Source organism: Mycobacterium sp. IS-1264 (assembly GCF_001954195.1).
GTDB lineage: Bacteria > Actinomycetota > Actinomycetes > Mycobacteriales > Mycobacteriaceae > Mycobacterium.
Genome location: NZ_MBES01000081.1, coordinates 93,210 through 119,841, shown reverse-complemented (window position 1 = coordinate 119,841; position 26,632 = coordinate 93,210). Strand labels below are relative to the sequence as shown.

The window sequence follows — 26,632 nt, the reverse complement described above, 5'->3', positions numbered from 1 at the left end:
GGTCACGCGTCGATGATGCCAGGCCGGACCGTCGCGGTCCGCGGGTGCAGCCGACTTGTCGGACCCTCGTGATCTCATGCCGCTATGTCGTTCACGTCGGGGTCATTCGCCTGGGATGCCGACGCGGGTGCCGTGCTGGCGCCCGGCGCACGCGGGGTGATCCGCCTCCTGGGCGGGCCCGGCACCGGCAAGAGCAGCCTGCTCGTCGATGCCGCGGCCGCTCGGATCGGCGCCGGTGCCGATCCGGAATCGGTTCTGCTGCTTACCGGTTCCGGCCGGTTGGGAATGCGGGAGCGCAGCACCTTGACGAGGGCGCTGCTGCGGTCGCATACCGCCGGCGCGCGCCGCGCCGCGGTTCGCGAGCCCATGGTCCGCACCGTGCACAGCTACGCCTACGCGGTGTTGCGCCGGGCCGCCGACCGCGCCGGCGACGCGCCGCCCCGCCTGGTTACCAGCGCCGAACAGGACGCCATCATTCGCGAACTGCTGGCCGGCGACCTCGACGACGGCCCGGGCGCCGCGGTCGCGTGGCCGGCGCACCTGCGGCCGGCGCTGCGCACCGCCGGCTTTGCCGCCGAATTGCGAAACCTGTTGGCGCGCTGCGCCGAACGTGGCGTGGACGCTCAGGAGCTGCAGCGGCTGGGCCGCCGATGCCGGCGCCCGGAATGGAGCGCCGCCGGCCAGTTCGCGCAGCAGTACGAGCAGGTGATGTTGCTGCGGGCGGCGGTCGGGATGGCGGCGCCGCAGGCGACGACGCCGGCGCTGGGCGCGGCCGAACTCGTGGGTGCGCTGCTGGAGGCGTTCGCGGTCGATCCCGAGCTGCTGGCGGCCGAGCGCGCCCGGGTGCGGGTGCTGTTGGTCGACGACGCGCAGCAGCTCGACCCGCAGGCGGCGCGGCTGGTTCGGGTGCTGGCGGCGGGAACCGAGCTGACGCTGGTCGCCGGCGATCCCAACCAGGCGGTGTTCGGCTTCCGCGGCGGTGAACCGGCGGGCCTGCTCGACGGCGACACGCCGTCGGTGACGCTGACGGCATCGCATCGCTGCGCTCCCGCGATCGCGCGCGCCGTCAGCGGCATCGCGCGGCGGCTGCCCGGCAGCACCGGCGGCAGGCAGATCGACGGCACCGGACCCGACGGCGGCGCGGTCGCGGTGCGCGTGGCCGCCTCGGCGCACGCGGAGGCCGCGATGATCGCCGACGCGCTGCGCCGCGCGCACCTCGTCGACGGCGTGCCGTGGTCGCAGATGGCGGTCATCGTCCGGTCGGTGCCCCGGGTCGGTGCGCGGCTGCAGCGTGCCCTGGCCGCCGCCGGGGTTCCGGTGGCGCTACCGGCGGTCGGCGGGTCGTTGTCCGAGGAGCCGGCGGCCCGGGCGCTGTTGACGGTGTTGGCCGCCACCGCCGAGGGGCTCGACGGCGACCGGGCGCTGGCGTTGGTGACCGGGCCGATCGGCCGCGTCGACCCGGTCTCGCTGCGGCAGCTGCGCCGAACGCTGCAGCGCGGATCAGACGGCGCGGCAGGAAATTTCGGGGACCTGGTGGCGGACGCCCTGCGCAGCGATGCGCAGCTTTCCGGCGTGCACGCCCGCCCGCTGCGACGGGTCCGTGCGGTGCTCGACGCGGCCGCCGGCTGCCACCGCGATGGCCAGGATCCGCGCTTCACCCTGTGGGCGGCGTGGCATCGGTCCGGCCTGCAACGCCGCTGGCTCGCGGCCAGCGAGCGCGGCGGTCCCGCCGGGGCCCAGGCCGCCAGGGACCTGGAGGCGGTCACGGCGTTGTTCGACGTCACCGATCAGTACGTGTCCCGCACGTCCGGCGCGTCGTTGCGCGGATTGCTCGAGCACGTCGAGGCGCTCCAGCTGCCCGGCGCCAACCCCGAGCCGGCGTCGACGGCGGAACAGGTCAGGGTGCTCAGCGCACACGCCGCGCTCGGACACGAATGGGATCAGGTCGTCATCGCGGGCCTGCAGGATGGGTTGTGGCCCAACACGATTCCGCGCGGCGGGGTGCTGGGCACCCAACGGCTGCTCGACGCGCTGGACGGCATCACCGAGGACGCCTCGGCCACCGCGCCGCTGCTGGCCGAGGAGCGCCGGCTGCTGGTTGCCGCGATGGGCCGGGCCCGGCGGGCGTTGTTGGTGACCGCCGTGGACGGCGACGTGGGCGGGGCGGGCGACGACGCCGCGCTACTTTCGGCGTTCTTCTTCGAGATCGCACAGTGGGCTACCGATGATCCCATTGCGGCGCAGCCGATTTCATCCCCGCGTGTGTTGTCGGCGGCCGCGCTGGTGGGACGATTGCGCGGCGTCGTATGTGCACCCGACGGCGCCGTGGACGACGTAGCTCGCGATTGTGCGGCAACGCAATTGGCCCGGCTGGCGAAGGCGGGTGTGCCGGGCGCCGACCCGTCGGACTGGCAGGGCCTCACCCCGATCAGCACCGCCGACCCGCTCCGCGGCCCCGACGAGCCGGTCACGTTGACGCCGTCGACGCTGCAGACCCTCACCGACTGCCCGCTGCGCTGGCTCGCCGAACGGCACGGCGGCACCAACGCTCGTGATCTGCGGTCCACGATCGGCTCGGTGCTGCACGCGCTGATCGCTGAGCCCGGTAAAAGCGAAGCGCAACTGCTGGCCGAGCTGGAACGGGCGTGGGAGCAGCTGCCCTTCGACGCCCCTTGGCATTCGGCCAACGAGCTGGCCCGCTACCGCGGCATGATCCGGGCGTTCGTCGAGTGGCGGGCGCAGACCCGAGCCGAACTGAGCGAGGTCGGCGTCGAGGTCGACGTCGACGGGGCGCTTCCTGCTCCGCGCGACGGCGGCGGCGAAGTCCGGCTGCGCGGCCGGGTCGACCGGCTGGAGCGCGACGGCGCCGGCCGGCTGGTGATCGTCGACGTCAAAACCGGCAAAACCCCGATCAGCAAGGACGACGCGCAGCAGCACGCTCAGCTGGCCATGTATCAGCTGGCGGTGGCCGAGGGCATGATCGGCGCGGCCGGCAGCGAACCGGGCGGTGCGCGGCTGGTGTACGTCGGCAAGACCGGGGCAGGCGGGGCCGTCGAACGCGAGCAGGATCCGCTGACGCCGGCCGCCCGCGACGAATGGCGCGACCTCGTCCGCACGGCGGCCGACGCGACCGCGGGGCCGCAATTCATCGCCCGGCGCAACGACGGGTGCACGCACTGCCCGATGCGGCCGTGTTGCCCGGCCCATGTCGAGGGGGCGGCGCGGTGAACGCGCGCTACAGCCCGGACGAATTGGCCTGTGCGCTGGGGCTTTTCCCGCCGACCGCCGAGCAGGCGGCGGTGATCGCCGCCGCTCCGGGCCCGTTGGTCGTCATCGCCGGAGCGGGCGCCGGTAAGACCGAGACGATGGCCGCGCGCGTGGTGTGGCTCGTCGCCAACGGCTACGCCGACCCGGGCCAGGTGCTGGGCCTGACGTTCACCCGCAAGGCGGCCGGCCAGCTGCTGCGGCGAGTCCGCTCCCGGTTGGCCCGGCTGGCCGGCATCGGCCTGGGCCCGACAGGCCCGGCGGCCGTCGAACCGGCCGGCAGCCCGACCGTCGGCACCTACCATGCTTTCGCCGGCTCCTTGCTGCGCGAGTACGGCCTGCTGTTACCCGTCGAGCCCGACACCCGGTTGCTCAGCGAAACCGAGCTGTGGCAGCTGGCCTTCGACGTGGTCAACGGATATCGGGGTGAGCTGCACACCGACAAGACCCCGGCCGCGGTCACAACGATGGTGCTGCGGTTGTGGGGTCAGCTGGCCGAACACCTGGTGGACACCGGCCAGCTGCGCGACACCCACGTGGAGCTGGAGCGGCTGGTCCACACCCTGCCGGCGGGCCCCTACCAGCGCGAGCGGGGTCCCAGCCAGTGGCTGCTGCGGCTGCTGGCCACCCAGACCGAGCGCGCCGAGCTGGTGCCGTTGCTCGATGCGCTGGCCCAGCGCATGCGCGCCGGCAAGGTCATGGACTTCGGCGTGCAAATGGCCTCGGCGGCCCGGCTGGCGGCGAGCTTCCCGCAGGTCGGCGGGGACCTGCGGAACCGTTACCGGGTCGTCCTGCTCGACGAGTACCAGGACACCGGCCACGCCCAGCGGGTGGCGCTGTCGGCGTTGTTCGGCGGAGGCTGTGACGACGGGTTGGCGCTCACGGCCGTCGGCGATCCGATTCAGTCGATCTACGGATGGCGCGGCGCGTCGGCGACCAACCTGCCTCGGTTCACCACCGACTTCCCCCACGCCGACGGCACCCCCGCGCCGGTCCTGGAGCTGCGCACCAGCTGGCGCAACCCGCCCCGCGCCCTGCAGCTGGCCAACGCCATCTCGGCGGAGGCGCGGCGGCGGTCGGTTGCCGTGCATGCGCTGCGGCCGCGCCCGGACGCGTTGCCCGGCACCGTCGCATGCGCGCTGCTTCCCGACGCGCGGGCCGAGCGCGAGTGGATCGCCGAGCACGTGCACCGGCATTACCAGCGGGCCCGCGCCGAGGGTGTCAGCCCGCCGACCGCCGCGGTGCTGGTGCGCCGCAACGCCGATGCCGCACCGGTGGCCGACGCCCTGCGCGCCCGCGGCATCCCCGTCGAGGTCGTCGGGCTCGCCGGCCTGCTGTCGGTGCCCGAGGTCGCCGACGTCGTGGCGATGCTGCGGCTGGTTGCCGACCCGACCGCGGGGGCGGCGGCGATGCGCGTGCTCACCGGCCGGCGATGGCGCCTCGGCGGGCGGGACGTTGCCGCGCTGTGGCGGCGCGCGCAGGCCCTCGCGGCGGGACTGGGGGCACCACCCGCTTGCGGGGGACGCCCCGACGACGCGCCCTCGGCCGAGTCGATCGCGCGGGCGGCGGGTCCGGACGCCGACACCGCGTGTCTGGCCGACGCGATCGGAGATCCCGGGCCGGCCGGGTCGTATTCGGTTGCGGGATATCGGCGCATCATCGCGCTGGCCGCCGAGCTGCGCGCCCTGCGGGCGCACCTCGGCCATTCGCTGCCCGACCTCGTCGCCGAGGTCCGGCGGGTGCTCGGCGTCGACTGCGAAGCCCGGGCCGCCGTAGGGGTTGGCGCCGGCTGGGCCGGCGCCGAACACCTCGACGCTTTCGCCGACGTGGTCGCCGGCTACGCCGAGCGAACCCGGGCCGCGGCGGCCGACGTGACTGCGGCGGCGTCGGTCGCGGGTCTGCTGGCCTACCTGGACGCGGCCGAGGTGGTCGAAAACGGCTTGGCCCCCGCCCCGTTGACGGCCGCCCGGGACCGGGTCCAGGTGCTGACCGTGCATTCCGCGAAGGGTTTGGAGTGGCAACTGGTGGCGGTGGCACACCTGTCGGGCGGAATCTTTCCGTCGACCGCGTCGCGCAGCAGCTGGCTCACCGACGCCGCGGAGCTGCCGCCGCTGCTGCGCGGGGACCGCGCCTCGGCGGGTGCACTGGGCATCCCGGTGCTCGACACCTCGGACGTCACCAACCGAAAGCAGCTGTCGGACAAGATCTCCCAGCACCGCCGCCAGCTCGAGCAGCGGCGCGTCGACGAGGAGCGCCGACTGCTGTACGTGGGCATCACCCGGGCCGCCGACACCCTGTTGGTGTCCGGCCACCACTGGGGTCCCACCGGGATAAGACCCCGGGGCCCGTCGGACTTCCTGTGCGAAATCAAGGACATCATCGACCGTTCCACCGCGGCCGGGGAGCCGTGCGGGGTGGTGGAACACTGGGCGCCGGCGCCGCCCGATGGTGAGCGAAACCCGCTGCGCGACAACGTCGTCGAAGCGATCTGGCCCGCGGACCCGCTCGCCTCACGGCGCGGCGACGTCGAACGCGGCGCGGCGCGGGTGGCCGAGGCCATGTCGGCCGGTGCGGTCGCGGCCGGTGCCGACGTCGACGGCTGGGCCGCCGACGTCGATGCGTTGCTGGCCGAGCGCGCCCGCTCGGCGCGTCCGCCCGCCCGCGCCCTGCCCAGCCAGCTGTCGGTCAGCGGTTTGGTGGACCTGGCGCGCGACCCGCAGGGCGCGGCGCAGCGGCTGGTGCATCGGCTGCCCGCGCGGCCCGATCCACATGCCCTGCTGGGCAACGCCTTTCACGCCTGGGTGCAGCAGTTCTACGGTGCCGAGCGGCTGTTCGACGTCGCCGACCTGCCGGGTGCGGCCGACTCGGACGTCGGGGACACCCGGGAGCTGGCGACGTTGCAGGCGGCGTTCACCAGCTCGCGGTGGGCCGCCCGCACACCGGTCGCCGTCGAGGTGCCATTCGAGATGCCGATCGGCGAGACCGTGGTGCGCGGCCGCATCGACGCGGTGTTCGCCGACCCCGACGGCGGTGTCACGGTGGTGGATTGGAAGACCGGCCAGCCCCCGCGTGGGCCGGAAGCCCTGCGGCAGGCCGCCGTCCAGCTCGCCGTCTACCGTCTGGCGTGGGCGGCGTTGTCGGGATGCCCGGAATCGTCGGTGCGCACCGCCTTCCACTACGTGCGCACCGGCGTCACCGTCGTCCCCGATGAACTGCCCGAGCCCACCGAGCTGGCCGGGCTGCTACTGACCGGCTGACGTGGTTACATTTGAGGGCGTGTACCAGGCCTGCGGGTGGGGTTGAGCGTGGGGTTAATCCAATTGACGGACCGCCGTGCAAAAGGGTAGGTCGCAGCGTCTGAGGGGGCTCGACGAGACGCTGACCGCCCAGCCCGGTCATCTGCTGGTCGGCGTGCTGCGCATCCCCGAAGAGCACGGCAGTCCCGTGCGGGTCATCGCGCGGCGGGTGGCCATCGCGCTGGTGGTGTTGTTCGGCGCGGCCGTCATTGTCTACCTCGATCGCACCGGCTACCGCGACGTGCGCGGCGAGCCGCCGACATTCGCCGACTGCGTCTACTTCGCGGCGGTGTCGCTGTCGACCACCGGATACGGCGACATCACCCCCTACACCGAGACCGCGCGCCTGGTTCACACCGTGATCTTCACGCCGCTGCGGATCGCGTTCTTGGCCGTGCTGGTCGGCACGACGCTCGAGGTGCTCTCCGAGCGGTCCCGGCAGGCGTGGAAGATCCAGCGTTGGAGGAACAAAGTGCGCAACCACACCGTCGTCATCGGCTACGGCACGAAGGGGAAAACGGCTGTCGCCGCGATGATTAGCGACGACGAGGCCCAGGGCGAGGTCGTTGTCGTCGACCCCGATCGCAGCGCCCTCGAGCACGCCGCCACGGCCGGGCTGGTCACCGTGCACGGGGATGCCACCAAGTCCGATGTGCTGCGGCTGGCCGGGGCCCAACACGCGTCGTCGATCATCGTTGCCACCGGCCGCGACGACACCGCCGTGCTGGTGACTTTGACGGCGCGGGAGATCGCGCCCAAGGCCAAGATCGTGGCTTCCATTCGGGAGGCCGAGAATTCACACCTGCTGCAGCAATCGGGTGCGGACTCGGTGGTCGTCTCCTCGGAGACCGCCGGCCGGCTGCTCGGGATCGCGACCACCACGCCGAGCGTCGTGGAGATGATCGAGGATCTGCTGACGCCGGACGCCGGGATGGTGATCGCCGAGCGCGAGGTGGAGCAGACGGAAGTGGGCGGATCCCCACGGCATCTGCGCGACATCGTGCTCGGCGTGGTGCGCGACGGCCACCTGCTGCGGGTCGGCGCGCCCGAGGCGGACGCCATCGAGGCCACCGACCGATTGCTCTACATCCGCGACGTGGGACGTTAGCGGCGGCTCGCCGCCAGCAGGCTCGGCAGGAGACTCGGCAGGAGACTACGTGGAGTTCCAGCTGCGGGACGTTCCGGTGCTCTCGCGCGTCGGCGCGGACCGCGCCGATCAGTTGCGCACCGATGTCGATGCGGCCACCGCGGGATGGGCCGACGCGGCGCTGCTGCGGGTGGATTCGCGCAACCAGGTGCTGGTCGCCGACGGCCGGGTGGTGCTGGGCGCCGCGGCCGAGCTGGGCGACAAGCCCCCGGTTGACGCGGTATTCCTGGGCCGCATCGAGGGCGGCCGGCATGTCTGGGCGATCCGGGGCGCGCTGCAAGCGCCCGAAGACCCCGGCGTGCAAGCCGAGGTGGTGAACCTGCGCAGTCTCGGGCCCATCTTCGACGACACCAGCAGCCAACTGGTGTCGTCGGCCATTGCGCTGCTGAATTGGCATGACAGCGCCCGGTTTAGCGCGGTGGACGGCTCGCCGACCAGGCCGTCGCGAGGGGGCTGGTCACGCGTCAACCCGGTCACCGGTCACGAGGAGTTCCCGCGCATCGACCCCGCCGTAATCTGTCTGGTCCACGACGGGGCTGACCGCGCGGTGCTGGCCCGCCAGGCGGTGTGGCCCGAGCGGATGTTCTCGCTGCTGGCCGGATTCGTCGAGGCGGGCGAGTCTTTCGAAACCTGCGTCGCCCGGGAGATCAAGGAGGAAATCGGCCTGCACGTGCGCGAGGTGCGTTACCTGGGCAGCCAGCCCTGGCCGTTTCCCCGTTCGCTCATGGTCGGATTCCACGCGGTGGCCGACCCCGACGAGGGTTTCTCGTTCAACGACGGCGAGATCGCCGAGGCGGCATGGTTCACCCGCGACGAGGTCCGTGCCGCGCTTGCGGCCGGCGACTGGAGCAGCGCGGACTCTAAGGAATCGAAACTGCTTCTGCCCGGGTCGATTTCGATCGCCCGCGTGATCATCGAATCCTGGGCCGAGATTACCGGCTAGGCGGGTTGAGCCCTAGCCGACTTCGGCGAGCTTGGCTTTCACCTCGGCGGCGCTCGGGTTCGTCAGCGTGGACCCGTCGGCGAACTTCACCGTCGGCACCGTGCGGTTACCGCCGTTGACCGAGCTGACGAATTCCGCCGCCGCCGGGTCCTCTTCGATGTCGATCGCGTCGTAGGGGATCCCATTGGACTTGAGCACCGTCATGAGTCGGTGACAGAAGCCGCACCATGATGTGGTGTAAACGGTAATCGCCGCGTTGGTCATAGCCCGTTAACGTAGCGCGGCGACGATGAATTCCGAAGCGACTCTCAGCGTGGCGATGCACCTGGTTTGTCGGCCATCGCTGCCAAGATGGACGCCATGCCAATGGTCCCCGTGCCGACCATGACCGACCCGTTGACCGCCGGGCTCGACGACGAGCAGCGCGAAGCCGTGCTGGCCCCGCGCGGACCGGTCTGTGTGCTCGCGGGGGCCGGAACGGGCAAGACCCGCACCATCACGCATCGGATCGCCCAGCTCGTCGCGAGTGGCCATGTCGCCGCGGGGCAGGTGCTGGCGGTCACGTTCACCCAGCGGGCCGCGGGGGAGATGCGGTCGCGGTTGCGCACGCTCGACGCCGCCGCGCAGAGCGGCTGCGGAGTCGGCGCCGTGCGGGCCCTGACCTTTCACGCCGCCGCGCATCGCCAGCTGCGGTATTTCTGGCCCCGGGTGGTCGGCGGGACCGGCTGGCAGCTGCTGGACAGCAAGTTCGCCGTCGTGGCCCGGGCGGCCAGCCGCAGCAGGCTCAACGTCAGCACCGACGACGTGCGCGACCTGGCCGGTGAGATCGAGTGGGCCAAGGCGTCGCTGATCGGCCCCGAGGAGTACGCCGCCGCGGTGGCCGCCGCGGGCCGGGACATCCCGCTGGACGCCGCGCAGGTCGCGGCCGTCTACTCCGCGTACGAGGCGCTCAAGACCCGCGACGAGGCGGTGACCCTGCTCGACTTCGACGACCTGCTGCTGCACACCGCGGCCGCGATCGAAAACGACGCCGCGGTGGCCGACGAGTTCCGGGATCGCTACCGCTGCTTCGTGGTCGACGAGTATCAGGACGTCACCCCGCTGCAGCAGCGGGTGCTCTCGGCGTGGCTGGGCGACCGCGACGACCTGACCGTGGTCGGCGACGCCAACCAGACGATCTATTCGTTCACCGGGGCCTCGCCGCGCTTCCTGCTCGACTTCTCGCGCCGGTTTCCCGACGCCACGGTCGTGCGGCTGGAGCGCGACTACCGGTCCACCCCGCAGGTGGTGTCGCTGGCCAACCAGGTGATCGCCGCGGCCCGCGGCCGCGTCGCCGGCAGCAAGCTGCAATTGTCCGGCCAGCGGGCCCCGGGCCCGGCGCCGTCGTTTCACGAGCATCCCGACGAAACGGCTGAGGCCACCGCGGTGGCGGCAGCGATCACCAAGCTGATCGAATCCGGCACGGCGCCGGCCGAAATCGCAGTGCTCTACCGGGTCAACGCGCAGTCCGAGGTCTACGAGGAGGCATTGACCGAAGCCGGCATCGCCTACCAGGTTCGCGGCGGCGAGGGATTTTTCAACCGCCAGGAGATCAAGCAGGCGCTGCTGGCGCTGCAGCGCGCGGCCGACCGCGGCTTCGAAAACCGCGAAGACGGACCGCTGCCCGACGTGGTGCGCGCCATCCTGGAACCGCTGGGCCTGACGGCGCAACCGCCGGTGGGAACGCGCGCCAGGGATCGTTGGGAGGCGCTGACCGCGCTGGTCCAGCTGGTGGACGACGAAGTGGCGCACAATCCGCAGCTGGAATTTCCCGGTCTGCTGGCCGAGCTGCGGATGCGGGCCGACGCGCGGCACCCACCGGTGGTGCAGGGCGTGACGCTGGCCTCGCTGCACGCCGCCAAGGGACTCGAATGGGATGCGGTCTTCCTCGTGGGGCTGGCCGACGGCACGCTGCCCATCTCGCACGCGCTGGCGCACGGCGCCGAGAGCGAACCCGTGGAGGAGGAGCGCCGCCTCCTCTACGTCGGAATCACCAGGGCCCGAATGCATTTGGCGCTCAGCTGGGCGCTGGCGCGGAACCCGGGCGGACGCCAGAGCCGCAAGCCGTCGCGGTTCCTCAACGGGATCGCGCCGCAGGCGCGGCCCGATCCCGCGCCGAGCAGATCACGGCGCAACAAGGGCGTCCCCACCCGCTGCCGTATCTGTAACAGCGACCTGACCACCCCGGCGGCCGTCATGCTGCGCCGCTGCGAGACGTGTGCGGCCGACATCGACGAGGAACTGTTGCTGCAACTCAAGGCGTGGCGGCTGGATCTCGCGCGGGAACAGAAGGTGCCCCCGTACATCGTCTTCAGCGACAACACGCTGATCGCGATCGCCGAGGCGCTGCCCGCCGATGAGGCGGCCCTGGTCGCGATCCCGGGCATCGGCGCACGCAAACTCGAGCAATACGGGCCGGACGTGCTGGGGTTGGTGCGCGCCCGCGGCTAAACACGCAGGTCAGAAAATCGGTTGTCACCGTCGTCGGCTACCATTTACCCTCGAAACACGCATTCTGCTGCTGGCTGAAGGCTGGCAAGCGTCCAAGCGGGAGGAGGTGGCCACGATGATCCACAACACGTTCGGTGTAGCCGTGGCCGGCGCGGTGCTGACCGCGGGGACCTCCCATGCCGCTCACACCGCTACCCAGGCGGCCGCGGTCAAGCATCGCGCCGCCGCCACCGCGACTGACGTGTCCGTGGATCGGGGTCATACGTAAGCGCAACGTAACCCGCCCGATTTTCGCCGAATGGCCACGGACCCGAAGTCACCAGGATCCGTGGCCACACTTGTAGGGTCGACAGCCTCCCTACCTGGTCCGGATCAATCCCAGACATCCACCAGACCAGGAAGCAGGTGAGAAGGACATGTCGGCATCGACAGTCCCCAGACCGCCGCGGCCGGCGTTGCCGTGTCACGCCGGAGATCCCGACCTGTGGTTCGCCGAGACGCCGGCCGACCTCGAGCGCGCCAAGGCGCTGTGCGCGAGCTGCCCGATCCGGCGTCAGTGCCTGACCGCGGCGCTGGAACGCGCCGAACCCTGGGGCGTCTGGGGCGGCGAGATCTTCGAGCGGGGCTCGATCGTGAGCTTCAAACGCCCGCGCGGACGCCCGCGCAAAGACGTTGCCGCTTAGACGACGGCCGCGTCGGGCTCGGCGAAACCCGGGACCAGTTCCTCCGACAGCGCCTTGATCGGCACATGGGCATCCAGCTGGCAGAGGATCGCGGCCACCGACATGATCACCCGCATCGGGATCACGAGCTTGGGCGGCAGGTCCATCTGCCGTGCCGTCCTGATCTGCGACACCGACTTGTCGATCTCGATGGCGCTCATGCGCTGCAGCCACTTCCGGGTGTAGTGGAACACCTCGACCTCGATGGGCTCGACGTACTGGCGCAACATGTCGTCGATGTCGCGCACCGACACCTGCTGGCCCTTCTGGATGAAGCCGGCCTTCTCCATCGTCGGCAACAGCAAGTCGTAGTTCTTGTCGCGGGCCAACCGGATGGACATCCCGAGCTCGATCGGCAACCCGCCCGGCAGCGGCGCGACGGCGCCGAAGTCGATCACGCCCATCCGATCGTCGGGCAACAGCATGAAGTTGCCCGGGTGCGCGTCGCCGTGCAGCATCTGCAGCCGGCGCGGCGCGTCGAAGGTGAGCTCGAGCAGCCGGGTGCCGATCAGGTCGCGCTGCTCGGCGGTGCCGTGGCGGATGATCTCGGCCATCGGCACGCCCTGCATCCACTCCTGGACCACCACCTTGGGGGCGCTGGCCACGACATGCGGGATCGCGAAGTGCGGGTGGCCTTCGTAGGCCTTGGCGAACGCGCGCTGGTTGTCGGCTTCTAGCCGGTAGTCGAGTTCCATCTCGGTGCGCTCGATCAGCTCGTCGACCACGCCCTGGACGTCGGCTCCCGGCGCGAGCTGTTTGACCACCCCGACCATCCGCTGCATCGTCTTGAGGTCGGCGCGCAGCGCCTCGTCGGCGCCCGGGTACTGGATCTTGACGGCCACGTCGCGGCCGTCGGACCACACCGCCTTGTGCACCTGGCCGATGCTGGCCGAGGCCACCGGCGTGTCGTCGAACGAACTGAACCGGTCGCGCCACTTGGTGCCGAGTTGCGCGTCGAGCACCCGGTGCACTTTGGCGGCGGGCAGCGGCGGGGCGTCCTTCTGCAGCTTGGTCAACGCCTCGCGGTACGGTTCGCCGTACTCCTCCGGAATCGCGGCCTCCAGCACCGAGAGCGCCTGACCCACCTTCATCGCACCGCCCTTGAGCTCGCCCAGGACGGTGAACAATTGGTGGGCGGCCTTCTCCAGCAACTCGGCCTGGACCTCGTCCTTCGACTTGCCGGTCAGGCGTTTACCGAACCCGAGCGCCGCCCGGCCGGCGAACCCGACCGGAATGGTGGCCAGCTTCGCATTGCGCGCAGCACGGCCGCGTTTGATATCTGACACACCCCCATCATCCATGACGATTCGGGCCCCGCGGTGTTGATCTGGGTAACACCGGCGCTGCGTGTGGGAGATCCGTCAGCACGAGCACAGCGGATGCCTAGTCCACCGGCGCGCGACGATCGCGCCGGCATGCAGATCGAACTCGAGCGTCGCGTTGAGCGCCTGGGGCGGCTCGGGGTCCGGCGCCGCCTGCCCGCGCACGGCCGCGATCACCCGGTTCACCTGACTCAGCGCCAGCGCCGCGGTCGCGAGCAGCGTGGCCCGATCCGCCACGCCAACGGTCTCCCGCAGCTGAGCCGCGATCGCCGGCCACGCGGCGTCGCGGTCGCTGCGATGCAGATCGGCGCAGCCCAGGCAGCTGGTCACGCCGGGGATGACCAGCGGCCCGACCAGCCCGGTGCCGTCGCGCACCCGAACCGCGAGGTGCGGCACTCCCTGTAAGTGCAGGTCGCGCAGCATCCGGGGGTCGGCGACCAGGTAGTCCGACAACACCACCAGGTCGACGGCGTCGGGCGACACGGTCGCGTGCGGCTGGCTGCTGTGCGCAATGCGGGCCCCCGAGCAGCGCAACGCCTCCACCAGCAGGTCCGACAGCGGGCCGCGACCGTGCACCCGGATCGACGCGGCCCGCCCGCCGGACTGCCGGCGGCCGCGGGTCGCCACACCCGCGCCGACCAGTTGCGCGACGAGGCTGGTCAGACCGTCGGCGTCGGTTAGCCCGCGGTCGGCGGCCTGCCGCTGCAGCTCGGTGATCGGTATCGGTGATCGCATGGACCGCAGTAGCGCGGCCAACTCGGCCGCGGCCAGGCCGTTCGGCGGGCGGACCAGCACGGCCCGGCGCGGGTCCCAGCCGACCTGAACCGCGCCGTCGGGCCGCAGCAGCACTGGCATCGCCGGGTCCAACGCATACAGAGAAGGCGCGGCCCGCGGCATGAGTTCAGACTGTGCCACGCCGGGAGCCAACCGCCGGCTCAGTTATCCACAGAACCGCCGCGCCACCGCGCTGTTGGTCTCCCGCCCCGGCTTCCGCCTCAAGCAGCTCGCAGCCGGATCGCTCGCGTCCGCGCTTCGACGGCCAGAGCGGCGGCTTCGGCGGCTTCTGCTCGCGCCCGCGCTTCGGCGTTCAGAGCGGCGGCTTCGGCGGCTTCGGCTCGGGCCCGCCTTTCGGCGGCTAGCGCGGCGGCTTCGGCGGCCTCTGCTCGCGCCCGCGCCCGCGTCCGCGCTTCAGCAGTCAGAGCGGCGGCTTCGGCGGCTTGCGCCCGGGCCCGGGCTTCGGCGTTCAGAGCGGCGGCTTCGGCCGCTTGTGCTCGGGCGCGGGCTTCGGCGGCCAGCGCTTCGGCTTCGGCTGCTTCCGCTCGGGCCCGGGCCTCGGCGGCCAGCGCGGCGGCTTCGGCTGCTTCCGCTCGCGCCCGGGCTTCGGCGGCCACCGCGGCGGCTTCGGCGGCCTCTGCCCGCCCCCGCGCTCGCGCCCGCGCTTCGGCGGTCAGAGCGTCGGCATCGGCCGCTAGTGCTCGCGCGCGCGTTTCGGCGTTCAGCGCGGCGGCTTCGGCGGCCTCTGCCCGTGCCCGCGCTTCGGCCTTCAGAGCCTCAGCGTTCAGCGCCTCGGCTTCGGCGGCCTCGGCTCGTGCCCGCGCTTCGGCGGTCAGAGCTTCGGCGGTCAGCGCTTCGGCTTCGGCGGTGACGGCTTTGGCTTCGGCGGCGATAGCTTCGGCTTCGGCGGACACGGCTTTGGCCCCGGCGGTGACAGCTTTGGCTTCGGCGGCTTGTGCTCGTGCCCGTGCTTCGACGGCCAGGGTTTTGGCTTCCGTGGCCAGAGTTTTGGCTTCGGCGGCTTGGGCCCGTGTCCGCTCCTCGGCTTCCAACTGCGCTCGCGCCAGCTTTCGCTCGGCCCCTTTGTACAAATCCATCACGACGAAAGCCATGCCGGCCAGCACGGTCAGCGCCAGCGGCAGCACGAACACGAACAGAAATGGATGCCCGATCAAAGCGCCTACGAGGAATATCGCCATCGGCACCACGAGCGCCACGGCGACCCACGGATCGCGATCCAGCCATCTAATAATCGCGCTCGGAGACCGCGTGATCCCCTTCCTTCGCGGAGGTACTGGCACAGCGTCGCCCGGCTCGATGGCAGCGTGTGGGCTCGCGTGCTTGACCACCTTCAGAGCTTCCCACTAGCTGGCGGTGGTCGTCCAGCGCTGCGTGCCGTGTCCTAGGGAGAGCATGGTCCCGCCTCGCTCGCGCGTCGGTCCGCGCGCCTGGCGGTCGCACGTCACCCCGTCGGCAGGGACGTCGGCAGCGACGTCCTAGGTAACGTCAATGCGGTACCAGCCGACTTAACGTCCATGATGCTGAGAAGGCTTATCTGGCTCATTGTTACGAGCTTCTCCTTTGCGTTCATCATGACCGCCGCAGCGGGGCCGGTGGTGTCCGTCGTGGCCTGCGCCGGGGTGTTGATTTACGTGCTGGCGGTGGCTCGCGGGGACGCGGCGCACCGCCCCGAGGCGGCAGCAGCCGAGGCAGCAGAAGCCGAGGCAGCAGAAGCCGAAGCAGCGGCGGCAGAAGCAGTCATTTTTGAAGCCGAGGCGGTAATAGCGGCGGCCCGACTACGCCTGCTCGGAGAGGCCGGTTCCTGACCTAGCGGCCAGAACCGCCGCGGGGGTCTTCAGCGTCGGGGTCCTCGAGCTTGGCGATCGCCTCATCGATGCCGCTGGTGTCCCCGCCGATGACACGGTCGATGAAGCCGGCCGGCTCGTCGAGATCCTCCCCGCTGGGCAGCAGGTCCGGGTGTTGCCAGACGCCGTCGCGGGCGTCCACGCCGGCCGCTTGCGTCAGCCGCTCCCACAGCGCGGCGGCTTCGCGCAGCTTGCGAGGCCGCAGCTCGAGGCCCACCAAAGTGGCGAACGTCTGCTCGGCCGGCCCGCCGCTGGCCCGGCGCCGGCGCAGCGTCTCGGCCAGTGCGGCCGCGCCCGGAATCCGGTCGCCCAGCGCCGCGGTCACCACGACGTGCACCCAGCCCTCGATCAGCGCGAGCAGCGTCTCGAGCCGTTCCAGCGCCTGAGTCTGGGCGGGCGTCGCCTTGGGCTCGAATACACCTTGGCCGAGCAGGTTTTCGATGGCGGCCGGGTCGGACAGGGTGGCCGGATTGAAGTCGCGCGCCAGCTCCTCGATCCCGGTCATGTCGATCTTCATGCCCATGGCGTAGGCCTCTACGGCGCCCAGCAATTGACTGGACAACCACGGCACGTGGCTGAACAGCCGATGGTGTGCGGCCTCCCGTGCGGCCAGGTAGGTCAGGATCTCGCTGCGCGGTTGCTCCAGTCCGGCGGCGAACGATTCGACGGCATCGGGCAGGATCGCGGCGACGCCCTTGGGTCCCAGCGGCAGACCGATTTCAGTCGACGTCAGCACCTCGCGGGACAACCGGCCCAACGCCTGTCCCAGCTGCGAACCGAACGCCATGCCGCCCATCTGCGACATCATCGCCAGCAGGGGGCCGGCCATGCTCTTGGCCTCCTCGGGCAGCGCGGACGCCCACACCGTCGAAATCTGTTGAGCCATCGGGTCGCAGAGCCGCTTCCAGATGTCTAGCGTGTGGTCCACCCAGTCGCTGGGCGTCCAGCCCACCGCCTTAGTTGTGCCCGCGGGCAGCGCGGTGACGCCGTCCAGCCAGGTGTCGGCGAGGTGCACCGCGTCGGCGATCGCCGAGCTCGTCGTCGCCGGGATGGGCGCGACAAACCCGATCGAGCTTGTCGCCACGCGCCGGGCCAGTTCGTAGTTGACGGGACCCGCCGCTTCGCCGCCCTGTGTCATGGTGCCGGCGCTAGAGAACATCTGACCCAGCTGGGTGAAGATCTGCCCCAGGTCGCCCACGTTGAAATCGCCGCTCATGCCGAACGCGCCCAGCGGGTTGGACGCGCCGGACTCGGGATCGTTCTTCCCGCGCTTCTCGGGGTCGGGGTCATCTCCAGAGGAGAAGCCGAAAGGCAGGTCAGCCATAACTCAACGGTACTCACCGGTCGAAGGGAAAGCGCGGTCTGCGGTCATGCTTACAGCTGAACCCGCCGCGGCAGGGCCCCGATAGTGTAGCGGCGTGAACAGGCGGATTCTGACCTTGATGGTCGCGCTGGTCCCGATCGTGGCCTTCGGTGTGTTGCTCGCGGTGGTGACGGTGCCGTTCGTGTCGCTGGGCCCCGGGCCCACGTTCGACACGCTCGGTGAGGTCGACGGCAAGCAGGTGGTCGCGATCGAGGGCACGCAAACACACCCGACGACCGGTCATCTCAACATGACGACGGTGTCGCAGCGCGACGACCTGACCCTGGGTGAAGCGCTGACCCTGTGGTTGTCGGGGCAGGAACAACTGATCCCGCGCGATCTCGTCTATCCGCCGGGCAAGTCGCGCGAAGACGTGGACAAGGCCAATAACGCCGATTTCAAGCAGTCCGAGGACAGCGCCGCCTACGCCGCGCTGGGATACCTGAAGTACGCGCCTGCGGTGACCGTCGCGACGGTCAACGATCCCGGTCCGTCGGCGGGCAAGCTGAAGGCCGGCGACGCCATCGACGCGGTCAACAACACCCCGGTCGCCAACGTCGAGCAATTCACGGGGTTGATGAAGAACACCAAGCCCGGCCAGGTGGTGACGATCGACTTCCGCCGCAAGAACGAGCCCGCGGGGGTAGCTCAGATCACGCTGGGCACAAACAAGGATCGTGACTACGGCTTCCTGGGTGTCGCGGTGCTCGACGCGCCGTGGGCGCCGTTTGTGGTGGATTTCAACCTTGCCAATGTGGGCGGGCCCTCCGCGGGACTGATGTTCAGTCTGGCGGTCGTCGACAAGCTCACCACCGGTGACTTGGCCGGTTCGACGTTCGTCGCCGGGACCGGCACCATTTCCGCCGACGGCAAGGTCGGCCAGATCGGCGGCATCACCCACAAGATGGTTGCCGCCCACGCGGCCGGCGCCACAGTCTTCTTGGTGCCCGCGAAGAACTGCTACGAGGCGAGTTCGGACAATCCGTCCGGCCTGCGCCTGATCAAGGTCGAGACCCTCAACCAAGCGGTGGACGCGCTGCACGCGATCCAGACGGGGGGTCAGCCGCCGACCTGCTAGGCGAGCCCGGGATCGCACGTCGCGCAATGCGTAGAGTTGTTGTCGCCACATCGAGTCGCCACATCGATCAGGGAGCGTAGCCAGTGGGGATGCGGCCCACCGCCAGAATGCCGAAGCTGACTCGGCGTAGCCGGATTCTGATCTTGATCGCGCTGGGTGTGATCGTTTTGCTGCTCGCGGGTCCCCGAATGATCGACGCCTACGTCGACTGGCTGTGGTTCGGTGAGCTGGGTTACCGGTCGGTGTTCACCACCGTGCTGGTGACGCGCATCGTCGTGTTCCTGGTCGCCGGTCTGCTGGTCGGCGGCATCGTGTTCGCCGGGCTGGCGATCGCCTACCGGACCCGCCCGGTTTTCGTCCCGAGCAACGACAACGATCCGGTGGCGCGGTACCGCACCGTCGTCATGTCGCGGCTGCGACTGGTGGGCATCGGAATTCCAGTGGCGATCGGCCTATTGGCCGGCATCATCGCGCAGAGCTACTGGGTACGGATCCAGCTGTTCCTGCACGGCGGCAACTTCGGCGTCAGGGATCCGCAGTTCGGCAAGGACCTCGGCTTCTACGCGTTCGACCTGCCGTTCTATCGGCTACTGCTCAGCTACATGTTCGTGGCTGTGTTCCTGGCGTTCTTGGCGAACCTGTTGGCGCACTACATCTTCGGCGGCATCCGACTGTCGGGTCGTACCGGCGCCCTGAGCCGCTCGGCGCGCATCCAGCTGGTCAGCCTGGTCGGGATGCTGGTGCTGCTCAAAGCCGTCGCCTACTGGCTGGACCGTTACGAGCTGCTGTCGCACACGCGTGGCGGTAAGCCGTTCACCGGGGCCGGGTATACCGATATCAACGCGGTGTTACCGGCCAAGCTGATTCTGCTGGCGATCGCGCTCATTTGCGCGGCCGCGGTGTTCTCGGCGATTACCTTGCGGGACTTGCGGATTCCGGCGATCGGCCTGGTGTTGCTGCTGCTGTCGTCGTTGATCGTGGGTGCGGGCTGGCCGTTGATCGTCGAGCAGATCAGCGTGCGACCCAATGCCGCGCAAAAGGAAAGCGAATACATCAGTCGCAGCATCGCCGCGACCCGGCAAGCCTATGGGCTGACGTCCGACGTGGTGAGCTATCGCAACTACACGGGTGACGCGCAGGCCACCGCCCAGCAGGTCGCGTCCGACCGCGCGACCACCTCGAATATCCGGCTGCTCGACCCAACCATTGTCAGCCCGGCATTCACCCAGTTCCAGCAGGGCAAGAACTTCTTCCACTTCCCGGACCAGCTGTCCATCGACCGCTACCTCGACCGCAACGGCGCCCTGCGCGACTACGTCGTCGCGGCCCGGGAACTCAACCCGGACCGGCTGATCGACAACCAACGGGACTGGATCAACCGGCACACCGTCTACACGCACGGCAACGGATTCATCGCGTCGCCGGCCAATACCGTGCGCGGGATCGCCAACGACCCCAACCAGAACGGTGGCTATCCGGAATTTCTGGTCAACGTCGTGGGCGCCAACGGCAGCGTCGTCTCCGACGGGCCGGCGCCCCTGGACCAGCCCCGCATCTACTACGGGCCCGTCATCTCCAACACGTCCGCCGACTACGCGATCGTCGGGCGCAACGGCAACGACCGCGAATACGACTACGAGACTTCCACCGAGACCAAGAACTACACGTACACCGGGCTCGGGGGCGTTCCCATCGGCAGCTGGATATCCCGCAGCGTGTTCGCCGCCAAATTCGCCGAGCGAAACTTCTTGTTCTCCAACGTGATCGGCTCCAACAGCAAGATCCTGTTCAACCGCGACCCGGCGCAGCGGGTCGAGGCGGTCGCGCCGTGGCTGACGACGGACAGCTCGGTGTACCCCGCGATCGTCAACAAGCGACTGGTGTGGATCATCGACGGCTACACCACATTGGACAACTACCCGTACTCCGAACTCACCTCGCTGTCGTCGGCGACGGCCGACTCCACCGAGGTGGCGTTCAACCGGCTGGCGCCCGACAAGCAGGTCTCCTACATCCGAAACTCGGTTAAGGCCACGGTCGATGCCTACGACGGAACCGTGACGCTGTATCAGCAGGACGAACAGGACCCGGTGCTCAAAGCCTGGATGCGGGTGTTCCCGGGCACGGTCAAACCCAAGAGCGACATCACGGCCGAGCTCGCCGAGCATCTGCGCTATCCCGAGGACCTGTTCAAGGTGCAGCGGATGCTGCTGGCCAAGTATCACGTCAACGACCCGGTGACGTTTTTCTCCACGTCGGACTTCTGGGACGTGCCGCTGGACCCGAATCCGACCGCGAGCAGTTATCAGCCGCCCTATTACATCGTTGCGAAAAACATTGGCAAGAACGACAATTCGTCCTCGTACCAGTTGATCAGCGCGATGAACCGGTTCAAGCGTGACTACCTTGCGGCCTACATCAGTGCCAGCTCCGATCCCGCGACGTACGGCAAGATCACCGTGCTGACGATCCCGGGCCAGGTCAACGGTCCCAAGCTGGCTAACAACGCGATCACCACTGACCCGGCGGTGTCGCAGGACCTGGGCGTGATCGGGCGCGACAACCAGAACCGGATCCGCTGGGGCAATCTGCTCACCCTTCCGGTCGGCCAGGGCGGGCTGCTTTACGTCGAACCGGTGTATGCCTCCCCGGGGGCCAGCGACGCCGCCTCGTCGTACCCGCGCCTGATCCGGGTGGCGATGATGTACAACGACAAGATCGGATACGGCCCGACGGTGGGTGACGCGCTGACCGGCCTGTTCGGGCCCGGTGCGGGTGCGGCGGCGACGGGGATCCAACCCACCGAGGGCGGTGCGCCCGCCAACCCACCCGCGAGCCCACCGCCGCCGGCCGGCTCGCCGCCGGCACCGGCGCCACCGCCGGCAGTAGCGGCAGTGCCGCCCTCTCCCGACGGGTCGGTGACGTTGTCGCCGGCCAAGGCCGCCGCGCTGCAGGACATCCAGACGGCGATCGGCGCCGCCCGCGACGCGCAAAAGAAGGGCGACTTCGCCGCCTACGGCGCCGCGCTGCAGCGGCTCGACGACGCCATCAACAAGTACAACGCCACCAAGTAGCTTCAGGCGTAGGCCGTTCGGAACCTGTCTCGATAGGCTTTCGGGCTGATGCCCAGGTGGCTGACGAAGACCCGTCGCAGCGTTTCGATGCTGCCGAAGCCCGCCATGCCCGCGGTCTCGGTGACGGACCGCCCGGATTCGAGTGCGTTGCGGGCGAAGTCGATTCGGACCAATTCGACATAGCGTGCCGGACTCATCCCCAGCTCGGATTGAAAGAGGCGGGTCAGCTGGCGGGTGCTCAGGGATGCAAGGGCCGCAAGGGATTTCACACTGTGGTTCGCGCCCGGATCGGCCGCGACCGCATCGATCACCGCGCGCAGCGGCGACTGCGGCGGTGGATCGGCCTCGACCAGCACCGAGAATTGTGATTGGCCGCCGGCGCGTTTGAGGTAGACGACCAGCCACCGGGCCACGGCGCGGACCAGTTCGGTCCCGTGATCCATTTCGACCAACGCCAGCGCCAGATCGATGCCCGACGAAATCCCGGCCGAGGTGAAGACGTCGCCGTCGCGGACGAAGATCGCGTCCGGCTCGACGGTGACATCCCGAAAGGCCCGGGCCAACAACCGTGCATCGTGCCAGTGCGTGGTGGCACGACGACCGTTGAGCAGGCCCGCCTGCGCGAGGACGAACGATCCCGTGCAAATGGATGCCATCCGTCGGGTTCGCTCCGATAAAACCCTGATCGCCTCGATCAGCTCGGGGTCGATCGGCCGTCGGGGCAGGTTATCGCTGCCGGCGACCAGGACGGTGTCGGCCGACTCGATCGAAGAAAGGGCGTCCGTGACGCCCAAGCGCGTCCCTATCGAGGTCGTCACGTCGCGTCCGTCCACCGACGCGATCTTGAGCCGGTAGTCGGCGCCGAACCGGTTGGCCTCGGCGAACACCTCACCCGCGCCGGCGACGTCCAACATCGTCACGTCGTCGAAGACGACGATCACCACCACCCGCGAACCAGTCACGCAAGCCATTGTGTCGCTTTCTGTGGAGAGGACGGCCCGAACGCCCACGGTCGGGAAGACCGTGCCGCCGCAGACTAACTATCACCGCCGCCCGAAGGAGACGAGATCATGACCACATCGATCGAAAGCATCGCTGGCATCCAAATCCCGGATTCGCCGCTGGTGCGCGAGGCCACCGAATTCATTCGCCACGCCGAGGACGACCTGCTGTTCAACCATTCGCGGCGGGTATTCCTCTTCGGCGCGCTGGAGGGCCTGCGCCGCGGACTGCAACCGGACCTGGAGCTGCTCTACGTCGCGGCGATGTTCCACGACCTCGGCCTCACCGAGCGCTACCGCAGCTCGACCGTTCGCTTCGAGGTCGACGGCGCCAACGCTGCCCGGGACTTCCTGGCTGGCCACGGCTTCGGCAAAGCCGACATCGACAAGGTGTGGCTCGGCATCGCCCTGCACACCACCCCGGGCGTGCCGGAATTCCTCGCGCCCGAAGTCGCCTTGCTCCAAGCCGGCGTGGAAGTCGACGTGGTCGGCGTCGGGCGGGAGGACCTGGCCCCCGACGCGCTGGCCGCGGTGACGGCCGCTCACCCGCGCCCACAGTTCAAACAGCGCATCCTGGCGGCGTTCAACGACGGCATGAAGCATCGACCTGAAACCACCTTCGGAACGATGAACGACGACGTGCTGGCGCACTTCGATCCCGCCTTCAGGCGTGTCGATTTCGTCGACAACATCCTCAACAACAGCTGGCCCGAATAGCTGGCCCGAATAGCGGAAGGGAGCGGACAGATGGATATTCATGAAGCGCTGTACACCACCCGGATGATGCGGCGGTTGCGGCCGGACCCGATACCGCTGGACGTGCAGGCCCGCATCCTCGACGCGGCCGTGCGTGCCCCGAATGGGGGCAACACCCAGCGCTGGCACTTCGTGGCCGTCGACGACCCGGCACTCATACGCGAGTTCGCTCAGCTGTTCCGGCAGGCCCGCGCCCTCGAATACGAGAAGTTCAGGACCGGAACGGGACCGATGGTCGCGCCGGGGCCCGGCCTGGACCCGGCCGCTCACGCCGAGACGATGCGCCGAATCAAAGGCTCGGGGGACTACCTGGCAGACCACTTCGAAGAAGTTCCCCTGCTGCTCTTCGTCTTCGCGATCGACGACCTCGGGGGCGCCAACATCTACCCGGCGATCTGGAGCATCTTGCTCGCGGCCCGTGCCGAGGGCGTCGGCGGTGTCATGACGATGGTGCTCAACAATTTCCGGGACAGGGTGAACGAGTTGCTGGGCGTGCCCGTCGAGGAAGGCTGGAAGATGTCGGCCATGCTGACCCTCGGGTACCCGCGGGGCAAATGGGGTGTGGCAGCCAATCGGCGTCCCGTGCAAGAGGTTTCATCCCGAAACGGCTGGGGCAAGCCGTTCGGTGTCGAAGTGCCGCAGCCACTGTGGCCGCCTCGAAGCGAGACGACTGCAGGGCCTCAATAGTCGGCCGGAGTAGCGGCCGAAGCCTTGCGGCGCAACGGTATTGCGAGGAGCGTGTATCAGATGACGCAGCACAACGAAATCGGGGTCACGGTCGTGCGGCCGGGGGAGGGTGAGCACGTCACCCTTCCCGGGTTCGGCGCGGTGTTCAAGCTGTCCGGCAAGAGCAATGGGGGCGAGGTGTCCATCGTCGAGCATCCATTCGAGGTCGGCTTGCTCACCGCGGCGCACCGGCATACTCGCGAGGATGAGCATTCGTTCGTGTTGGCGGGTGAGATCGGCTTCCGTTCCGACGACAGCGAGGTGGTCCTCGGTCCGGGTGGCTACATCACCAAGCCTCGCGGGCAGATGCACGCCATGTGGAACGCCGGCAGCGAACCCGGTCGCATCGTCGAGATCATCACGCCGGGCGGATTTGAGAACTACTTCCGGGAACTCGGCGAACTGCTCGAAGCGCATGGCTCGGTGGACAAGTCACTTCATGAGCTGCCAGAGTTCGGCGAACTCGCTGAGAAGTATGGGCTGACCTACGGCGACCCGGAATGGATGGACGACATCGCCCGGCGATACGGGCTCAACCCGCCGTCGCACTGAACCCGCGATTTGGAGGCGCCACCCGGCGTTCGGTAACCTGGCATTTACCGACGCGGGGTGGAGCAGCTCGGTAGCTCGCTGGGCTCATAACCCAGAGGTCGCAGGTTCGAATCCTGTCCCCGCTACTAGCAAACGGCCCCCGGACAACTACCCGGGGGCCGTTTTGACGGGGCACCGTCGCTACGGAGCCTTCCTGAGATCGGCGAGCGAGTTTTTCAGCCCGCCGTCCATGCGGATCTGTGCGGCTGCCACCGCCAGCATCACCGCCGCGGTCACCAAGTGCACCACCGCGTCGGTCGTGTTGTTTGGAAAGCTGAAAACAACCGCGACCTGATGCGAGAAGAAGGCCCAGATGCCGGGCAGCGCCCCGGCGATCGCGGCGAGGATCAGATACAGCACGGAGCATGACTTGCGGATCGCGAACACCAGGCCCGGGCCGAACAGCGCCAGGCCGGCGACGGCGTGCCAGCCGTTGTAGTCCATACCGAGCAGTTGCACGGTCGGCGCGTTGGGCCCCGTCGCAAAGCTGGGCTCGAGGATGAAGCCGATTACCGCCTGAAGAACATGTAAAACGCAAATGATCAGCAGCCCGATCTGGGCGAAACTCCACCTCACGCAGCACCTCCTTGTGCACGGTGGGGAACAGCCCAAATACTACGCTAGGTAGTAGACGTACGGAAGCCGTCTTACTTCCGGCCGGGAAGCTTCATCACCGTCCGCACGATCGGCAACAGGGACTTTTGCCATAACGTCGCTGGAATGCCGAAGGGCGGATCGAGATTGAACACCCGGGCGGTCGCTACCGTCTGCGATTCCGTGTACTTCAGGAGGCCCTCCGGACCGTGTCTGCGGCCGACGCCGGAGACGCCCATCCCGCCCATCGGGGCGCCGAGGCTGCCCCACGCGAACGCATAGCCCTCGTCGACGTTCACCGTCCCCGACCGCAAGCGGGCCGCGATCTTCTGACCCGCCGCGGGGGAGCTGGCCCACACGCTGGCGTTGAGTCCGTACTCGGTGTCGTTGGCCTTTTCGACGGCTTCGTCTACGTCGGCAACGGGGTAGATCGACACGAGTGGCCCGAACGTCTCGTTGGCCGCGCACTCCATCTCGGGCGTCACGTCGGTCAGCACCGTCGGCTCGTAGAACAGTGGCCCAATGTCGGGTCGAGCTTTGGCGCCCGCAATCACCTTGGCGCCCTTGGCAGTTGCGTCGTTGACGTGGTCGGTGACCGTATCCAGCTGATCCGCGGAGATCAAACTCCCCATGTCGATCGAGAAGTCATATGCGGTGCCCAGCTTCATATTGCGCACCGCGGCGCCGAACTTGCTGATGAACTCGTCGGCGATGTCCTTCTCGACGTAGATCCGCTCAATGGAGATGCAGAGCTGGCCGGCGTTCGAAAAGCATGCGCGGGTGGCCGCTTTGGCGGCCTTGTCCAGGTTGGCTCCCCGCGCGACGATCATCGCGTTTTTACCCCCGAGTTCGGCCGAGAAGCCGATCAGCCGACGGCCCGCGTGCTCGGCGAGCCGGCTGCCGGTTGCGGACGAGCCGGTGAACATCAGGTAGTCGCAGTTGTCGGTGATTGCGGTGCCGACGACCGAGCCGGGGCCAGGCACGACCGCGTACAGGGCGCGCGGCAGGCCGGCCTGGTACAACAGCTCGGCACACGCGAGTGCGCAATACGGCGTCTGACTGTCCGGCTTGAGCACCACCCCGTTGCCGGCGATCAGGGCGGGGACCGAGTCGGAGGCCGTGAGCGTCATGGGGTAGTTCCACGGCGAGATCACGCCGACGACGCCCTTGGGCTGATAGCCGACCGTTGTTTTGCCGATTCCCGGGAGCAGCGCCTGCACTTTGCGTGGCTTGAGCAGGTCCGCGGCGACCCTGACGTAGTAGTTCGCGTTCGCCATCAGGTCGACGATCTCCTCCTGCGCCGCCCATCGGGCCTTGCCCGCCTCGGCTTGCAGAAGGTCCATCAAGAACTCACGGTTCGCGACGACCAGGTCGCGATAGCGGCGGATTACCTCAACGCGCTCGCTGACCGGGCGTTTCGCCCAGTCGATCTGTGCCGCGCGGGCTTCGGCGAACGCCGCTTCGACGTCTTCGGCCGTGCCGACCGGGATCGTGGTCAGCGGTTTGCCGGTGAACACCTCTTCGATGGTTTTGGTCTCGCGCGCGGTGACGTCTTTGATCGCCGCCAGCTGACGCAAGCGATCGAAGACCTCGGCTGACGGTGCGGGCATATCGTTCTCCTCCCAG

The 26,632-nt window shown here is 69.2% G+C and carries 20 protein-coding genes, 1 tRNA gene and 1 pseudogene; 14 read left to right on the top strand and 8 right to left on the bottom strand.

Annotated features, from left to right (window positions below; genetic code table 11):
• The first annotated feature begins 84 nt into the window (after positions 1-84).
• The 4 genes from A5744_RS22170 (at position 85) to nudC (ending at position 8,650) form a co-directional block, all read left to right on the top strand.
• Positions 85-3,228, top strand: a complete 3,144-nt coding sequence (locus tag A5744_RS22170; RefSeq protein WP_076064518.1) for an ATP-dependent DNA helicase — start codon at positions 85-87, stop codon at positions 3,226-3,228.
• Positions 3,225-6,521 carry an ATP-dependent DNA helicase gene (locus tag A5744_RS22165; protein WP_076064551.1) on the top strand — a complete coding sequence of 1,099 codons (3,297 nt, stop codon included), beginning with the start codon at positions 3,225-3,227 and terminating at the stop codon, positions 6,519-6,521. Before A5744_RS22170 ends, A5744_RS22165 begins: the two co-directional genes overlap by 4 nt.
• A 76-nt stretch (positions 6,522-6,597) precedes the next feature.
• Positions 6,598-7,668, top strand: coding sequence for a potassium channel family protein (locus A5744_RS22160; RefSeq protein WP_076064517.1), 1,071 nt, complete (start codon positions 6,598-6,600; stop codon positions 7,666-7,668).
• Between the two features lie 49 nt (positions 7,669-7,717).
• The gene (gene nudC / locus A5744_RS22155; protein WP_076064516.1) at positions 7,718-8,650 is read left to right on the top strand and encodes an NAD(+) diphosphatase; all 933 of its coding nucleotides are present in this window, start codon (positions 7,718-7,720) and stop codon (positions 8,648-8,650) included.
• A gap of 12 nt (positions 8,651-8,662) precedes the next feature.
• Here the strand turns inward: nudC and mrx1 are convergent, their stop codons facing one another.
• On the bottom strand, positions 8,663-8,914 hold the full coding sequence (gene mrx1, locus A5744_RS22150) for a mycoredoxin Mrx1 (protein ID WP_076064515.1): 252 nt from the start codon (positions 8,912-8,914) through the stop codon (positions 8,663-8,665).
• A gap of 111 nt (positions 8,915-9,025) precedes the next feature.
• Here mrx1 and A5744_RS22145 point away from each other — a divergent pair, with 111 nt between their 5' ends.
• The 3 genes and pseudogenes from A5744_RS22145 to A5744_RS22140 all read left to right on the top strand — a co-directional run bounded on the left by A5744_RS22145 (position 9,026) and on the right by A5744_RS22140 (position 11,823).
• Positions 9,026-11,140: an ATP-dependent DNA helicase UvrD2 gene (locus tag A5744_RS22145; RefSeq protein ID WP_170874564.1), complete on the top strand. Its 2,115-nt coding sequence runs from the start codon at positions 9,026-9,028 to the stop codon at positions 11,138-11,140.
• Positions 11,141-11,255: 115 nt separating this feature from the next.
• A pseudogene (locus tag A5744_RS24735) lies at positions 11,256-11,560 on the top strand (hypothetical protein); the annotation flags it as partial.
• A complete protein-coding gene (locus A5744_RS22140; RefSeq protein WP_076064513.1) occupies positions 11,557-11,823 on the top strand; it encodes a WhiB family transcriptional regulator in 267 nt (88 codons plus the stop codon). The pseudogene A5744_RS24735 and the gene A5744_RS22140, both read left to right, overlap by 4 nt.
• Here the strand turns inward: A5744_RS22140 and A5744_RS22135 are convergent.
• The 3 genes from A5744_RS22135 to A5744_RS24730 form a co-directional block, all read right to left on the bottom strand.
• A complete protein-coding gene (locus tag A5744_RS22135; protein WP_076064512.1) occupies positions 11,820-13,163 on the bottom strand; it encodes an AarF/UbiB family protein in 1,344 nt (447 codons plus the stop codon). The genes A5744_RS22140 and A5744_RS22135 overlap by 4 nt on opposite strands.
• Before the next feature lie 60 nt (positions 13,164-13,223).
• Positions 13,224-14,081 (bottom strand): cyclodehydratase, encoded by an 858-nt coding sequence (locus tag A5744_RS22130; RefSeq protein WP_076064511.1) that lies wholly within the window; start codon positions 14,079-14,081, stop codon positions 13,224-13,226.
• A 98-nt stretch (positions 14,082-14,179) separates the two neighbouring features.
• Positions 14,180-15,175 carry a hypothetical protein gene (locus A5744_RS24730; RefSeq protein WP_076064510.1) on the bottom strand — a complete coding sequence of 332 codons (996 nt, stop codon included), beginning with the start codon at positions 15,173-15,175 and terminating at the stop codon, positions 14,180-14,182.
• Between the two features lie 318 nt (positions 15,176-15,493).
• Between A5744_RS24730 and A5744_RS22120 the strand changes: the two genes are divergently transcribed.
• Positions 15,494-15,784, top strand: coding sequence for a hypothetical protein (locus A5744_RS22120; protein WP_076064509.1), 291 nt, complete (start codon positions 15,494-15,496; stop codon positions 15,782-15,784).
• A 1-nt stretch (position 15,785) separates the two neighbouring features.
• On the opposite strand, the gene A5744_RS22115 is transcribed toward A5744_RS22120, so the two are convergent.
• The gene (locus tag A5744_RS22115; RefSeq protein ID WP_076064508.1) at positions 15,786-17,147 is read right to left on the bottom strand and encodes a zinc-dependent metalloprotease; all 1,362 of its coding nucleotides are present in this window, start codon (positions 17,145-17,147) and stop codon (positions 15,786-15,788) included.
• Positions 17,148-17,241: 94 nt separating this feature from the next.
• Between A5744_RS22115 and A5744_RS22110 the strand changes: the two genes are divergently transcribed.
• Together A5744_RS22110 and A5744_RS22105 are read left to right on the top strand one after the other, a co-directional pair.
• Entirely contained in the window at positions 17,242-18,264 is a 1,023-nt protein-coding gene (locus A5744_RS22110) for a PDZ domain-containing protein (protein ID WP_076064507.1), read from the top strand.
• 83 nt (positions 18,265-18,347) lie between these two features.
• On the top strand, positions 18,348-21,338 hold the full coding sequence (locus A5744_RS22105) for a UPF0182 family protein (protein WP_076064506.1): 2,991 nt from the start codon (positions 18,348-18,350) through the stop codon (positions 21,336-21,338).
• A gap of 2 nt (positions 21,339-21,340) precedes the next feature.
• On the opposite strand, the gene A5744_RS22100 is transcribed toward A5744_RS22105, so the two are convergent.
• Positions 21,341-22,309 (bottom strand): GlxA family transcriptional regulator, encoded by a 969-nt coding sequence (locus A5744_RS22100; RefSeq protein ID WP_170874558.1) that lies wholly within the window; start codon positions 22,307-22,309, stop codon positions 21,341-21,343.
• 99 nt (positions 22,310-22,408) lie between these two features.
• Between A5744_RS22100 and A5744_RS22095 the strand changes: the two genes are divergently transcribed.
• From A5744_RS22095 to A5744_RS22080, 4 genes are all read left to right on the top strand, one after another.
• The gene (locus A5744_RS22095) at positions 22,409-23,056 is read left to right on the top strand and encodes an HD domain-containing protein (protein ID WP_076064504.1); all 648 of its coding nucleotides are present in this window, start codon (positions 22,409-22,411) and stop codon (positions 23,054-23,056) included.
• A gap of 30 nt (positions 23,057-23,086) precedes the next feature.
• Entirely contained in the window at positions 23,087-23,782 is a 696-nt protein-coding gene (locus A5744_RS22090; protein WP_076064503.1) for a nitroreductase family protein, read from the top strand.
• A 60-nt stretch (positions 23,783-23,842) separates the two neighbouring features.
• Complete coding sequence (locus A5744_RS22085) at positions 23,843-24,373, top strand: cupin domain-containing protein (protein ID WP_076064550.1); 531 nt, start codon at positions 23,843-23,845, stop codon at positions 24,371-24,373.
• Between the two features lie 51 nt (positions 24,374-24,424).
• Positions 24,425-24,498 (top strand) — tRNA-Met (locus A5744_RS22080).
• A 55-nt stretch (positions 24,499-24,553) separates the two neighbouring features.
• Here the strand turns inward: A5744_RS22080 and A5744_RS22075 are convergent.
• A complete protein-coding gene (locus A5744_RS22075) occupies positions 24,554-24,988 on the bottom strand; it encodes a DUF4383 domain-containing protein (RefSeq protein ID WP_076064502.1) in 435 nt (144 codons plus the stop codon).
• A gap of 71 nt (positions 24,989-25,059) precedes the next feature.
• Positions 25,060-26,616: a succinic semialdehyde dehydrogenase gene (locus tag A5744_RS22070; protein WP_076064501.1), complete on the bottom strand. Its 1,557-nt coding sequence runs from the start codon at positions 26,614-26,616 to the stop codon at positions 25,060-25,062.
• Positions 26,617-26,632: the final 16 nt, after the last annotated feature.